The organism is Cupriavidus sp. F041, from assembly GCF_057814235.1.
In genome coordinates this window covers 2,318,267-2,331,232 of the sequence record NZ_JBVASY010000002.1, presented here as the reverse complement: position 1 = coordinate 2,331,232, position 12,966 = coordinate 2,318,267, and the positions used below count along the sequence as shown (strand labels likewise).

At 67.2% G+C, this 12,966-nt stretch carries 15 protein-coding genes; 9 read left to right on the top strand and 6 right to left on the bottom strand.

The window, feature by feature from the left end; translation table 11 throughout:
• Nucleotides 1-98 precede the first annotated feature (98 nt).
• The 4 genes from ACZY0R_RS28075 (at nt 99) to ACZY0R_RS28060 (ending at nt 2,754) form a co-directional block, all read left to right on the top strand.
• Entirely contained in the window at nt 99-929 is an 831-nt protein-coding gene (locus ACZY0R_RS28075) for a universal stress protein (protein ID WP_488862993.1), read from the top strand.
• A gap of 36 nt (nt 930-965) precedes the next feature.
• The gene (locus ACZY0R_RS28070; RefSeq protein ID WP_488862991.1) at nt 966-1,619 is read left to right on the top strand and encodes a BON domain-containing protein; all 654 of its coding nucleotides are present in this window, start codon (nt 966-968) and stop codon (nt 1,617-1,619) included.
• Nucleotides 1,620-1,712: 93 nt separating this feature from the next.
• The gene (locus tag ACZY0R_RS28065) at nt 1,713-2,213 is read left to right on the top strand and encodes a lipid-binding SYLF domain-containing protein (protein WP_488862989.1); all 501 of its coding nucleotides are present in this window, start codon (nt 1,713-1,715) and stop codon (nt 2,211-2,213) included.
• Between the two features lie 10 nt (nt 2,214-2,223).
• A complete protein-coding gene (locus ACZY0R_RS28060; protein WP_488862987.1) occupies nt 2,224-2,754 on the top strand; it encodes a flavodoxin family protein in 531 nt (176 codons plus the stop codon).
• Nucleotides 2,755-2,963: 209 nt separating this feature from the next.
• Here ACZY0R_RS28060 and ACZY0R_RS28055 read toward each other — a convergent pair whose 3' ends face one another.
• Nucleotides 2,964-4,481, bottom strand: coding sequence for a bifunctional aminoglycoside phosphotransferase/ATP-binding protein (locus ACZY0R_RS28055; protein ID WP_488862985.1), 1,518 nt, complete (start codon nt 4,479-4,481; stop codon nt 2,964-2,966).
• 477 nt (nt 4,482-4,958) lie between these two features.
• Between ACZY0R_RS28055 and ACZY0R_RS28050 the strand changes: the two genes are divergently transcribed.
• Nucleotides 4,959-5,339 carry a TraR/DksA family transcriptional regulator gene (locus ACZY0R_RS28050; RefSeq protein ID WP_488862983.1) on the top strand — a complete coding sequence of 127 codons (381 nt, stop codon included), beginning with the start codon at nt 4,959-4,961 and terminating at the stop codon, nt 5,337-5,339.
• 126 nt (nt 5,340-5,465) lie between these two features.
• Nucleotides 5,466-5,969, top strand: a complete 504-nt coding sequence (locus ACZY0R_RS28045) for a BCAM0308 family protein (protein WP_488862981.1) — start codon at nt 5,466-5,468, stop codon at nt 5,967-5,969.
• A 110-nt stretch (nt 5,970-6,079) separates the two neighbouring features.
• On the opposite strand, the gene ACZY0R_RS28040 is transcribed toward ACZY0R_RS28045, so the two are convergent.
• The 5 genes from ACZY0R_RS28040 to ACZY0R_RS28020 form a co-directional block, all read right to left on the bottom strand.
• Entirely contained in the window at nt 6,080-7,396 is a 1,317-nt protein-coding gene (locus ACZY0R_RS28040) for an erythromycin esterase family protein (RefSeq protein ID WP_488862979.1), read from the bottom strand.
• Between the two features lie 158 nt (nt 7,397-7,554).
• Complete coding sequence (locus ACZY0R_RS28035; RefSeq protein ID WP_488862977.1) at nt 7,555-10,275, bottom strand: bifunctional acetate--CoA ligase family protein/GNAT family N-acetyltransferase; 2,721 nt, start codon at nt 10,273-10,275, stop codon at nt 7,555-7,557.
• A 357-nt stretch (nt 10,276-10,632) separates the two neighbouring features.
• Nucleotides 10,633-10,917, bottom strand: coding sequence for a DUF1488 family protein (locus ACZY0R_RS28030; RefSeq protein ID WP_488862975.1), 285 nt, complete (start codon nt 10,915-10,917; stop codon nt 10,633-10,635).
• 161 nt (nt 10,918-11,078) lie between these two features.
• Nucleotides 11,079-11,240, bottom strand: coding sequence for a hypothetical protein (locus tag ACZY0R_RS28025; protein ID WP_488862973.1), 162 nt, complete (start codon nt 11,238-11,240; stop codon nt 11,079-11,081).
• A gap of 69 nt (nt 11,241-11,309) precedes the next feature.
• Nucleotides 11,310-11,534 (bottom strand): hypothetical protein, encoded by a 225-nt coding sequence (locus ACZY0R_RS28020; RefSeq protein ID WP_488862971.1) that lies wholly within the window; start codon nt 11,532-11,534, stop codon nt 11,310-11,312.
• A gap of 46 nt (nt 11,535-11,580) precedes the next feature.
• Between ACZY0R_RS28020 and ACZY0R_RS28015 the strand changes: the two genes are divergently transcribed.
• The 3 genes from ACZY0R_RS28015 to ACZY0R_RS28005 all read left to right on the top strand — a co-directional run bounded on the left by ACZY0R_RS28015 (nt 11,581) and on the right by ACZY0R_RS28005 (nt 12,925).
• Nucleotides 11,581-11,772 carry a DUF2188 domain-containing protein gene (locus ACZY0R_RS28015; protein WP_488862969.1) on the top strand — a complete coding sequence of 64 codons (192 nt, stop codon included), beginning with the start codon at nt 11,581-11,583 and terminating at the stop codon, nt 11,770-11,772.
• Nucleotides 11,773-12,155: 383 nt separating this feature from the next.
• On the top strand, nt 12,156-12,422 hold the full coding sequence (locus ACZY0R_RS28010) for a hypothetical protein (RefSeq protein ID WP_488862967.1): 267 nt from the start codon (nt 12,156-12,158) through the stop codon (nt 12,420-12,422).
• Entirely contained in the window at nt 12,419-12,925 is a 507-nt protein-coding gene (locus ACZY0R_RS28005) for a helix-hairpin-helix domain-containing protein (protein WP_488862965.1), read from the top strand. Before ACZY0R_RS28010 ends, ACZY0R_RS28005 begins: the two co-directional genes overlap by 4 nt.
• Nucleotides 12,926-12,966 lie beyond the last annotated feature (41 nt).

The window sequence follows — 12,966 nt, the reverse complement described above, 5'->3', positions numbered from 1 at the left end:
TAGGGGCATAAGCGTGGTAGCTGGCTTGACCTGAATCAATGGCCGCCTCCAGGCGCTTCCTAGACTGGTTGCAGGTTCACCAACTGCGCAGGAATGTCATGGAATACACCAGCATCATGGTCCACCTGGACACCAGTCCACGCGCGATGGACCGGCTTGAAATCGCTGCCCGCCTCGCCGTGGCCCGCCATGCCCGGCTGATCGGGCTGTTTGCCGGCTTTATGCCGGATGTCGCCTGGTACTCCCTGATGGAGGGCGCCCCTGGCTATATCGATGAAGACCGTCAGCGGCGTGACGACTCGCGCAATGACGTGCGCCAACGCTTTCAGGCGGCAACGCACGACCTGGGCGTGGAGACCGAATGGCGCGCGGTGGAAGGCGATCCCCTCGTGACGGCGCTGCGCGAAGTGCGCGAGGCCGATCTTGTCGTCGCGGGGCAATACGATCCGGCCGACCCGGACAGCTTTGTCGCGACCCAGTTTCTGGAGACCATCGTCCTCGACGGCGGCAGGCCGGTCCTTGTCGTTCCATTCGCCGGCAAGTTCGCTGTGCCGGGCGCGCGTGCCATGGTGGCGTGGAACGGTGGACGCGAAGCCACACGTGCCTTGCACGACGCCATGCCGCTGATCGCCGGCGGGGAGGCCAAGGTGCTTTGCGCGCAAGGCGCCGGCGCGCGCGCCGATGCGAGTCTGCCGGGCCACGCCGTGGCCGCGCTGGCGAACCACGGGGTCCGTGCCGATATTGAGTACTGCCAGGCAGGCTCGGACCTGGCGATCGGCGAGCTGTTGCTCTCCCGCGCGGCGGATTCTGGCGCTGATCTGGTGGTGATGGGCGCGTACGGCCGCGGCCGCCTGCGCGAGCTGGTGCTGGGCGGCGTCACCCGGACCTTGCTGGACACCATGACGGTGCCGGTCCTGATGTCACATTAGGCGCCGGCGCGGTTCACGAACGGACAGGGGAGCGCGATGAAGAGCGATACGCAGCTCAAGCAAGACGTCTGCGAGGAACTGGAGTGGGATCCGGAAATCCGTGCCGAGGGCATCGGCGTCCAGGTCAGTGACGGCGTGGTGACCTTGAGCGGCCAGCTCGATAGCTTCGCCGCGAAGCATGCGGTGGAAGAAGCGGTGCGGCGCGTATCCGGCGTGGGCGCACTGGTTGTCGCGCTCGAGGTGCGCCTGTCGCCCGAAGATCAGCGGCCGGATGCCGATATCGCGCGTGGGATCGAGAACGCGCTACTGTGGAACGCCGCCGTGCCCGCCGACGCGATCCAGGTGACGGTAGAGCATGGCGCCGTCACGCTGACGGGCGAGGTGGACCACGGGTACCAGCGCGCGGCTGCCACCGACATGGTGCGGCAGGTGCGCGGAGTGGCCAGCATTGCCAACGGCATCAGCGTGCGTCCGACGATCATCCCGGACGATCTTGCCCAGCGTATTACCAATGCGCTCTCGCGTCAGGCAATCTCCGATGCCGCGCGCCTGCGCATCAGCGTCGCCGGAGGCACGGTCACGCTGTCCGGAACGCTGCGCAACTGGGCCGAGATCCGCGCGGCCCGCGAGACGGCATGGTCCGCGCCGGGGGTGACCCAGGTGGTGGACCAGATGAAGGTTGGGCCATGAGACCTGCGTTGCCGGCTGCCGGCAGGCGGCAGGCGGCGGCGCCTGGCATGCCAGGCGATCGCCGGGGCGGCCGTGTTGTACTGCGCAGCAGGCGTGCCGGCCGCTCCCGACAAGCACGTGCTGGACGCTGACGAGCTCGATACGCGCTGCGAAGCCGTGCTGGTGCGTCTGTACGCGCGCAATCCCGGCGCGCAGGTTTTGGTGGGCAAGGCCAGCGGCGTGCTGGTCTTTCCTCATATACTCGCCGGCGGCGCGGTGGCGGGCGTGGAGCAGGGCGACGGCATGATGCGCGGTGCGGGCGGGGACAAGGCCTACTACCGGCTCGTCGGCGCCTCGCTGGGGGCGCAGGCGGGCATGGGATCCAAGGCAGTCGTGCTGGTATTCCTCACGGAGTACGCGCTCGAGCGCTTTCGTGCCAGCCAGGGCTGGGCGGTGGGCGTGGACGGATCGGTGTCGATCCTGAGCCTGGGTATCGGAGCCAGCGTGGATAGTCATACCGTGCGGGGCGACATCGCCGGCTTTGTGCTCACCAACGGCGGCATCATGATCAACCTGTCGCTGGTCGGCACGCGGATTACCCGGATCCAGAGTTGAGGAGCCATTGATGGAAAACGTCCTGATCGTCTATTACTCGCGCACAGGAACGGCCCGGCAGGCCGCGGAAGAACTGGCGGCGTACTCGGGCTGGCCGCTCGCGGAGGTCAGCGACCAGACCGGCCGCTCCGGCTTGCTGGGCGATGCGCGCTGCGTGTTCGATATCCTGCTGCACCGGCACGTGAGTTACCGCTACGCCGGCCCGGCGCTGGACGAGTGCCAGCGGCTTGTCATCGTCGCACCTATCTGGGTCGGCCACGTGGCCGCTCCCATGCGCAGTTTCCTGCGCGACCACCTGCCGCTGCTCTGCGAGACTTCGATAATCTGCGTGATGGCGCGGCAAGGCGCCTTCAGGGCGGCGGAGGAAGTTTCCCGCCTGGCCTCGGCGCCGCCGTCGCCGGTACTGGCGCTGCGCCAGAGCGAGGTGGCCAGCGGGGCGGCACTGCAGGACCTGCGCGCCTTCGCGGACCAGGTGGAAGCCGCGAACGGACGTACCGGCACCGCGCAGCGGCCTGCGTGGCTTTCGCCGAAAGAAGCCTGAACCGCCGTCTCACCAGGACCGGCAATGCCGCGCCGGCGCGCCACTGCGTTGTTGCCTTGACGCCCTCGCTGACTGCGTTTACCGCGTTACGGCGCTGACGGGTAAGCCTGCGTTCTGCGCGGGCAATGCCACCTGGCCCTCGTTCAGCGACATCGCTTCGGCGAGCGTTTCGGGCTTGGCCCCGCACCGATTGCGCAGCTTGGTCTGCCTCAGCGGCTTGACCCGGCGTCGGCAACTCGCACCACATGGCCCCATTCGTCGCTGCCCAATGGCTCTTGCGCGCGCCGTTGCCACTCCAGCACCTGAAGGTCCGCGTCGGACGGGTCGCCGCCCCGGCGCGCGCGCGTGGCGATGCGTTCGCGCAGGGTCGCCAGGTCGGCATTGCAATCGACGATGGAAAAATGCACGCCCCGGCGCGCGGCCAGCGACGCGAAGCGTAGCCGCTGCTCGCGTGATAGGAACGTCGCGTCGGCGATCATCGGGAAACCCGCGCCGCTGCCAAGCCGGCAGATTGCCAGCAGCCGCCGGTAAACGCGGGCGGTATTGCCGGGCGAGTAATGATCGTGAGGCAGGGCGTGGTTGCCACGCGGCAGACGCTTGCGCTCCACGTCGGAGCGCACGCGGACCATTGCCGCGGCCAGTGTCAGTTGCTGGGCAACGCTGCTTTTGCCGCTGCCGGAGAGGCCATGCATGATGATGATCGCGCCCGGCCGGCGTGTCAGGGCGCCAGAGGCCAGCGCAAGCAGATCGTTGCAGCGCACCTGCGTCGCCGCCATTTCTTCGGCGGTGCCGGTTCCCGCCGCGCTGCGCTGGTGCGCCCGCTCAAGCAGCACGCGCGCGCGCACCACGGCGCGCAGGGCCGTGTAGAACGGCAGCACGGCCAGGCCGGCATAATCGCCGCTGCACTCCAGGTAGGTATTGATCAGGCAATAGGCAAGGTCTTGCCTGCCGGCATGCAGCAGATCCATGAAGAGAAAGGCGGCATCGCTGATCATGTCGATCCAGCGCAGCCCGGCGTCGAACTCAAGGCAGTCGAAAGGCGAGGGCGCGCCATCGATCATGGAGATATTGCCAAGGTGCAGATCGCCATGGCACTCCCTCACATGACCGCTTGCCAGCCGTTTGGCAAAGACGGGCCGCAGCGCCGCGGCCCGCTCGCGCAGCAGCGCCGCCACGCGCGCTGCCGCGGCGGTGCCGGAGGCGAGGGCGGAGACGCCGGCCAAGACCTGTTCCATCACCGCCTCGATCCGCGCCGGTGTGCCGTGCACGGTGCCGTCACCGGCCACGGGCGCAGCCAGGTGGATCGCTGCAAGCCGTCGGGCCAGCGTTTCTACATGGAGTCCGGTCAAACGATTCGTCTCCGCCATGGCGGAGAACAGGTCTCGCTGCCGGAAGCGGCGCATTTTTACTGCATACTCCAGCGCTTCGCCCGTACCTTCCACGCGGACATCGCGCTGGCCTGGCCCCGCCACAATCGGTACCAGCCCGAGATAGAGCGCCGCCGCCATCCTGCGATTCAATTCCAGTTCGGCCTCGCAATCCACTTTACGCGCGGCAAGCGTGGAGAAATCGACGAAGTCGAGGTGCACCGGCTTGCGCACCTTGTAAGCAAAGGCGCCGGCCAGGAAGACTTGCGAAATGTGCGTCTCGATGAGGCTGACTCTATCTACCGGGTGCGGATAGGCCGCGGGGCACATCAGCGCTTGCGTGAGTACCGCCGAATCCATGCTGGGCTCTCCCTGGGTGGCTGTCTCCCTGTTTGTACTTTGGACAGGTCATGCTCCCATGCTATGCGCGCCACCGGAAGCTAGCTTGACGCGGATCAAGTTGAGCGGCAGCCACCCGCCTATATTGAAGCGGAACAGGGGTTCGTTTTCACGCCGGCGGCCCGTGCGCTGGCGACGGGAGAGCGGCAATGAGGATGAAACGTTCCGATGAAGGCTTGGGCAGCGGAGCCGCGCGTTTGCGTGGCTTGGCGGTTTGCCTTGCGGCCATCCTTTGCGCGGGCTGCGCGGCAGGATCCGAATGGTGGCGGCCGCCTAAGCCCAGGGCCGACACCAGGGTACCCGCCGCCCCCGACGCTATTCGCAATGCGGCCGGGGGCGACAAGATCCGCATCACGACATTTGATCTGGCGCAAGCTGCGTGCCCGACGTCATTGCATCATTGAGTGGACCCGCTTCGACGCGCACAGGGAGTGCACCATGTCCGAATTGACCAAAGAGCAACTCTCCAGCCTGGTTGCCTTGCTGGACGGCATCGAGCAAAGGATCCGCGGCCAGATGGATGCGGTGGCCGTTACCCGCACGGTGTCCGCCGGAGGGGAGCCGGGCGGCAATGCCGAACTTGCCGGGCAGGCCGCCGGGGAGCGCATGGACGATGCCATGACCGAGCACTACCGCATGGAACTGGCCGACATCGCGGCGGCGCGGGCCCGCATCGGCAAGCTGCGCTACGGCGCGTGCCTGGACTGCGGCGAGCCTATTCCCTTTCCGCGCCTGCAAGCGTACCCCACTGCGAAGCGCTGCACGCCATGCCAGCGCAAGCAGGAGCACATGTTCGGGGTGCCCAGCGGCAGGCGATGAGCCTCGCCGGGCTTTCCCGCGTTCGAACGCACCAAGGTGCGTCCGCACGGTGAGTCGGCAATACAGCCGACAGGCCGGGGGGCACCGCGCCACCCGGCGTTGCCCGATTCGATTCAGGAGGCAGACATGAAAGTACGTGCGCGTTCCAGCCAGGTCAGGCCGGCCCGTTGGGACCGGCTTCCCGAGGATATCATCCATGATGCCTACAAGCAGCCGGCGCAGGCTCCTGCCGTCGCGTCCTGTCCCGCTTGCCATGCGGTCTTCCTGAAAGGACGCTGGCAATGGCGGGCCGTGCCGCCCGGTGCCAAGGCGCTGGTGTGCCCGGCCTGCCATCGTATCGCCGACCGCGTGCCGGCGGCGCAGGTGGCGCTGGAGGGGGCGTTCCAGGCGGAGCACCGGGACGACATTCTTGCGCTCGTGCGGCATCGGGAGGCCCTGATGCGAGAGAGCCATCCGATGGAGCGCATCATGGCGACGCAGGCGCAGGACGATCGCGTCACGATCACGACCACTGGCTTTCACCTGGCACGCGACATCGGCTCGGCTGTGCATCATGCCTATCGGGGCAAGCTGGAGATCGACTATCCCGATGCCGACGAGACGCTGCATGTTCATTGGCATCGCGACTGAGTGCCGCGAACCGTAAGCCGCGCGGCCGGCCGAAGCGCTCTCCGGGTACGGCGATAGCCATCCCGTGGTGCCGGCCATTCCGGGCGGCGGTGGCATGCACGGCCATGATCTCAGGCAAGCGTTTGCGCCTCTTCGCGCCCGTGCCAGCCATGTGGCGGCCCCAGCGGTTCCACCGCGGTGGTTTCGTCCACATGGAAGATGGCATCGAACTGATCGGCAACGGCGGCGGCGAAATAGTGGCTCGCCCGCTCCGATTCCGGCAGGTAGATCACGCCGATGGCGCGCTGTAGCAAGGGCGCGCGCAATTCGGCGGCGCTAGGGGCATCCAGCGGGAGGTAAAAGCGGTCCAGCCCGCTGGCGTGAAAGAGCGCCTCGCAACTGTCGCTCAGGGCGGGGCGGACCCATTTGTGCTCCACATCGGCGTCCCAGGCCGAGGCGGCGGCGACATGGCCCGTGTAGGTGGTGAAGCCCACCAGCAATGCAGCCGCGCCGGCTTCCTGGCGCACCAGTTGCCCGAGGTTCCATTCGCCGTGGCTGTGCGTTTCGGTGGCCCGGGCATCGCCGACATGGGAGTTATGTGCCCACACCACGACGCGGCCGGTGCCGCCACGGCGGACGCGGTGCCTGGAAATGGCAAACAGGGCCTGTGCCATATGGGCATCGCGCAGGTTCCAGGTGTTGACACGCCGCTCGAACATGCCGCGATAGTAGTGTTCGGCGTTCACGACAACCTGCGCATTCTGCTCGGCATAGAAATGCGAGTCCATGGCGGCAAGCCCGTCGCGGGAGAGATGTTCCGCCTCGTCCGCGCGCAGTCTGAGCCATTGCGCGATGGCGCCATCGCGCGCGCTGCGGCGTTGGCCGGTAGCCGCCTGGTAGCCATAGGTCTGCGGCTCCCGGACATGATCCAGTGCGGCATAGTGAGCGCGCGCCAGCTCCGCCTCGCCAGGATCGATCTGCTCCAGGTAGTGGATCACGGCGTCCGCCGATCGATACAGGCTGTACAGGTCCAGGCCATAGATGCCGACGCGGGCGTCCGCGGGCAATGTGGCGTTGTGCACGCGCAGCCAGGCAACGAAATCCAGCATCTCGCGATTGCGCCACATCCAGGCGGGAAAGCGCTGGAAGTCATCCAGCGCGGATTCGGCGTCGTCGCTGCCCTCGCCCTGGACAAAGCGATTCACGCGCCAGACGTCGGGCCAGTCGCCCTCGATGGCAATGCCGTCCACGTCTCCGCCCGTGATCAACAAGCGCGTGATGTCGGCGCGCATGCGATAGAACTCACAGGTGCCGTGCGTCGCTTCTCCCAGCAGGATGAAGTTGCGTCCCTCGGCCAGCGCGATCAGTTCGTCGTAGTCACTGTCGTTCTCATTGAGCCGCCGCGCCAACAGGCGCACAGCCAGGAATGGAGTGAGTTGCGGGCACATGGTCTTTCCCTCCTCATGGAGTGTCTTGCCTGTGAGAACGGGTCAGGCGCGCGGGCGGCGCCGCAGTCCGCCGCGCATCCACATTCAGTATCGATGAGATGGCAGTGAGCGCCTTGACCCAGCGCAACCCCTGCCGACAGCCGTGGCAAGGCGGACGGTCATGGCACGTTGCCAGCAGCTGGCTCCGTCAGCAAAAGGCGGAGTTCTACGCCATCGCCGGCCGCCCGGACTCCGCCCAGAATGTGGATGCCGCTGCTTTCGGCGAGCCGGAGCATCGCCGTATTGGTCGCCAGCGTGGTCCCGACCAGTTCCCGCGTGCCGTGTGCGCGGCAATAGTCCACCATCTTGCGCAGCAGCAGGCCGCCGATGCCCTGGTGCTTGCAGTCGGAGCGCACCGTCACGGCGAACTCGGCGCGCTGGTTGTCGGGGTCTGCCACGGCCCTTACTTCGCCCAGGATGGCCTTCGGCCCGCTGCCTGCTGGACTGACGGCGACAAACGCCATCTCGCGTGCGTAGTCGATCTGGGTCATGCGTGCGAGCTGGCTGTGCGGCGGCTGCCGGATCATGCAAAAAAAGCGCATGCGGATATCCTCCGGCGTCAGGGCGGCGAAGAATGCCTGGTAAGCGGGCTCGTCTTCGGGATGCACCGGCCGCAGCAGCAATGGTGCGCCGTGCCATGTCACCGTTTCCTCGAGCTCCTTGGGATAGGGGCGGATGGCAAGGCGGGCGGCGCCAGGCTGCATGGCGGGGGCCACGCCGATTCGCGCGTCCAGCGCCAGCACGCCGGCGCTATCGGCCAGCAGCGGATTGATATCGAGCTCAACGATCTCCGGCAGGTCGCACAGCAGTTGCGACAGTTGCATCAGGACCTGGTACAGGGCGTCATGCCGGATCGGCGGCTGGTCCCGGTAGCCGTCGAGCAGCTTCGCAATCCGCGTGCGGCCGACAAGATCTTCCGCCAGGCTGACGTTAAGCGGCGGCAGGGCGATGGCGCGGTCGGCGATGCGCTCCGCGGCAGTGCCGCCGTGGCCGAACAGTACCACCGGGCCGAACACCGGATCGGTGGTGGCGCCCACGATCAGTTCGAACGCCCCCGGCCGGCTGATCATACGCTGCACGGTGAAGCCATCGATCCGGGCCCGGGGTTGTTCGCCGCGAATGCGGGCCTGCATGCGCTCCAGGGCCTGCCGTAGCTGGCCAGCCGACTGCAGGTCCAGCGCCACGCCGCCCACATCCGATTTATGCGTGATGTCCCGTGACAGGATCTTCACGGCAACCGGAAAGCTGAGGGCCTCGGCGGCGGCGACGGCGGCGTCGATATCGCCGGCCGTCCGGGTCTCCACTACAGGGATGCCATAGGCTGCCAGGATGGTGCGGGCTTCGGGCTCTGTCAGCATTGACCGGCCGCCGGCAAGCGCGTCGCGGATGCACAGCCGCGCCCGTTCGGTGTCCGGCTCGGGGCCGGCCGGTACCGATGGCGGCGTCTCCATCAGGAGTTCCTGGTTATGGCGATAGGCCACGGCCTGCAGGAAGCCGCGCACAGCCTGCTCCGGCGTGTCGTAGGTGGGAAGCCCGGCATGCCGGCAGATCTGGCGCGCGTGCGCCACCGAGTCGCCGCCAAGCCAGCTCGCAAATACGGGGCGCGATGCTGCCAATGGCGTGGCTGATGCCGGCGTGCTTGTCAGGGCGATGGCGATATCGCTGCTGGGCACGATCGCCGTGGGCGCGTGGATGATCAGGATGGCATCGTTGCCGGGGTCCGCCGCAAGCAGCTTCAGGGTTTCCACATAGCGTTCGACGGGAGCGTCTCCGACGATGTCGACGGGATTGCCGTGCGACCAGGTCGGCGGCAGCACCGCGTCCAGCTGCTCCAGGGTGCCGTCCCCCAGCCGGGCCAGCCGGCCGCCGCCGAGGATCAAGGCGTCGGTGGCGATGACGCCCGCGCCGCCGCCGTTGGTCATGATCGCCAGGCGATTGCCGGCCAGCGGCCGCGCACGCGCGAGCGTTTCCACCGCATCGAACATTTCCTCGGTGGAATACACGCGCAACATGCCGGCGCGGCGTATCGCCGCGTCATAGATATCGTCGGCGCCCGCCAACGCGCCGGTGTGCGAGGTGGCCGCCTTCGCGCCTTCGGGCACCCGGCCGGCCTTGATGATCAGCACGGGCTTGTTGCGCGCGGCCGCGCGCGCGGCGGACATGAACTTGCGGCCGGACCTGACCGCTTCCACGTAGAGCAGGATCGCCTGCGTGCCCGGATCGCTGCCGAGGTAGTCGAGTACGTCCGCCAGGTCGACGTCGGCGCTGTCTCCCAGCGAGACGAAGTGCGAAAAGCCGATCTGGCGCGATCTCGCCCAGTCGAGCACCGCCGTGGTCAGGGCGCCGGATTGCGAGACGAACGCCAGCTTGCCGGGCAGGGCAGACGCGTGCGCAAAGCTGGCATTCAACCCCAGCCCGGGCACCATCAGGCCCACGCAGTTGGGGCCAAGGATGCGCAGCAGGTGCGGCCTGGCGGCGCCGAGCATCGCCTGTTGCAGCGTCTCCCCGCTGGATTCGGCCGCGCGCGCCAGTCCAGCGGTCAGGACCACGGCGGCCAGGGTGCCGCGTTCGCCGAGTTCGGCGATCAGGCCGGGCACGGTAGCGGGCGGCGTGCAGATCACGGCCAGGTCGGGCACATCGGGCAGCGCGGCGAGGCGGCGGTAGCAGGGCTGGCCGTTCAGTTCGCGGTACTTCGGGTTCACCGCGTACACCGGGCCGGCAAAGCCGCCGGCACAGAGGTTGGCGAACACGGTGGCGCCCACGCTGTGCGGTCGCCCGGACGCGCCGATCACCGCGACCGAGCGCGGACGGAACAGGTGTTCCAGGTTGCGGATGCTCATCGTGGCCGGGGTGGTTGGGGTGCATCCGTGCTTGCGCGGGCACGGGAGGGCGCCAGATCGGTATTCAGCCGTGCGCCTGGCCGGTGTTAACCGGAGTATCCGCCAGCCTCGGCGCCAGCACTTGATCCAGCGCAAGCCGCTTGTCCGGGGGCATCGTTCACGCTGGCACCCGCAATTCCCGGTCCCCCCTTATCCGCAGCGCGCGGCGCTCGCCGGGCCTGAGCGCCACCATCCGCGCGCGCCCGGGGCCCGCACGATGTCCCGGGCCGCGCAGTGGCATTCCGCCCCGTCGGCCAAGGGGCGGCTGGTCAGTTCACGCAATGCCACGATCCGCCCAGGCGTGCCGGCGCAGGCGCGCTATACCGCGAAGCGAAAATGACCGCTGTGCAGCACAATATTGTGTGCCGCGGTCATTTCGAACAGTTGCCGGGCGACCCCTTCGATATCGTCGCGGTGTCCTTCGAAGGCCTGGATCAGGTCCTCCGGCCGGTGCGAACGCGCACCGAAGTGGTCTTCCAGCGCCTCGGCCGTGATCGCGTAGCTGGCCGGCGTACCGTTCAAGCTGACAGGGCATTCCAGAGAGAGGTCGGCCGGGCAATAAGAGGGGCTGGCTTTGGGGAAAATGATCTGTTTGATGGTCATGGCATGGACCCCCGGGCGAGAAAAAGGAAAACGACGAAAGCGGCGCGCCCGCCCGCGAGCACGCCGCATCGACTCTTTGCAGTCTAGGCATTACGGTTGCAGCCGCAAGTCGAACCATGCATATTCCTGACGGACGTCAAGCTGGCGCAAGGCCTCGTGGATTACGCCTGCCGCGCCACCATTGCCGCGACCGCTTCGGCCAGCGCCGCCGTCAGTGCGATTCCGTTCGACGGATGGGCCACGGTGTTGCAACTGACGATTTCGGCGGCAACTGCATGCAGTTCGGCGTAGGCGCAGCCAGCGAACACCGCATGCACGGCCATGCAGACGGGCGGCGCCAGGCCAGCCCCGCGCGGCGCTTTCGTTGCCCGGCAAGGCGAACAGGGCTGGTGTCATCGTTGCTCCGTCGTGCCGATGTCGATCGCGGGATGCGTCGCCAGGAAATCCTGGCTGTAGGCCAGTTCACCCTGCGCCATCGCATGAATCGTAAAGAGTGGCTGGCCGGCACGCACCACGTCGTTCAACCGGACATGCATGTCGATACCCGCTTCCTTCCGGTTGGGGGCGCCCGCCAGCTTGGCAGCGCGCGCCAGCCGCCGGTTGTTGATGCTGGTCACGATCCCATCCAGGGGCGCCAGGATTTCGTGCCGCAGCGAGTGAAACATGCCCTGGCGCGCGGATTACTATCCGGCTTCCATGAAACGCCTGTCCCCTGGCATACGGGAGAAGGCCATCGAGATTGCCAACGCCTTGCTGCGCGAAGGCATGGACGAGGGCATGGCCATCCGCATCGCCATTGCAAGGGTGCGGCAGTGGGCCGCTCACCATGGCGGAGTAGCCGGGCCGTCCGCGTAGGTCCGGCATTTTTGCGATGGCAGGTGTTGGTACGCGTCTCAAGGGGCATTCTCCGGCTACGCCAGTTCCCATATGCCAGCATTGTCTAGCCCGAGTGCATCGGCCTTGATGCATGACAAGGATGCTGCCGATCGGGCAGGACCTGGCCGGTGCCGGTGATGCCGGGCACCGTGTGGCTCCCCGCCGGCTGGTTGACCTGGGACAAGGCGCGCGGCCGCGCCTGTGTCACGCTGAATGGGCCGGCCGATGATGGCCTGACAGGCAGGCAGTAGGATGCGCGAACCGAGACCGTACTACCGGGCGGCTCATGCAACACGCTATCCGCCGGGCGTGTCGGCGACATGCACGCAAGGCATGCAAAACACATGGATGGAGGCAGCGCCATGACTACCACGGGAAGACCAGACGCAAAACTTGCCACCGCCGGCGAGATCCGCGAGGTGATCGGCCCCTTCGAGGAGGAAGTGATTGTGCGGATACTGGAGATCGAACCTACGGTGGACGACGTGCGGGCGGCTTATGCCTGGTTGCGTTCCGATGAATATTTGTTGCGCAACCTTGCTCACGATCTCGGCAACAAGGCCGCTGCGGTGTTCGATATTCTCGACGACGAGTTTCCTGACTTTGATTCCGGAGGCCATCCGCAATGATGCAACCGGCCCTGACGGCAACGCGCAGCAATGAGGATTTCGCTGCGGTTTTCAACGCGATCGCCGATCTGCTCGAAGCCCAGGACGCCAATCCGTTCCACGTGCGCGCCTATCGGAAGGCGGCACGCACGGTGCGCGGCCTGGGCGAGAGCGTCCAGGCGATGCTGGCGCGCGGCGCCGACCCGTGCGGGTTGCCCGGCATTGGCAAAGATATGGCCGGCAAGTTGCGCGAGATCGCCGGGACGGGGTCGTGTGCCATGCTGGCGCGTCTGCGCGGGGAGGTGCCGGGCTCAGTGGCCGAGTTGCTGAAGATCCCGGGCATCGGGCCCAGGCGGGCGCACACGCTGCAACGCGACCTGGATATCATCACGCTCGACGAGCTTGCGCGCGCCGCGCAGGAGCACCGCATCAGCGAACTGCCGGGATTCGGCCCGCTCAGCGAGCAGCACTTGCTCGAGGCGATCCAAGGCCATCTGGAGCGCAACCGCCGCGTTGATCTCTAGCTCGGCATGCAATTGCGCCCGTCAGCTTTTTGAGGGCGGCA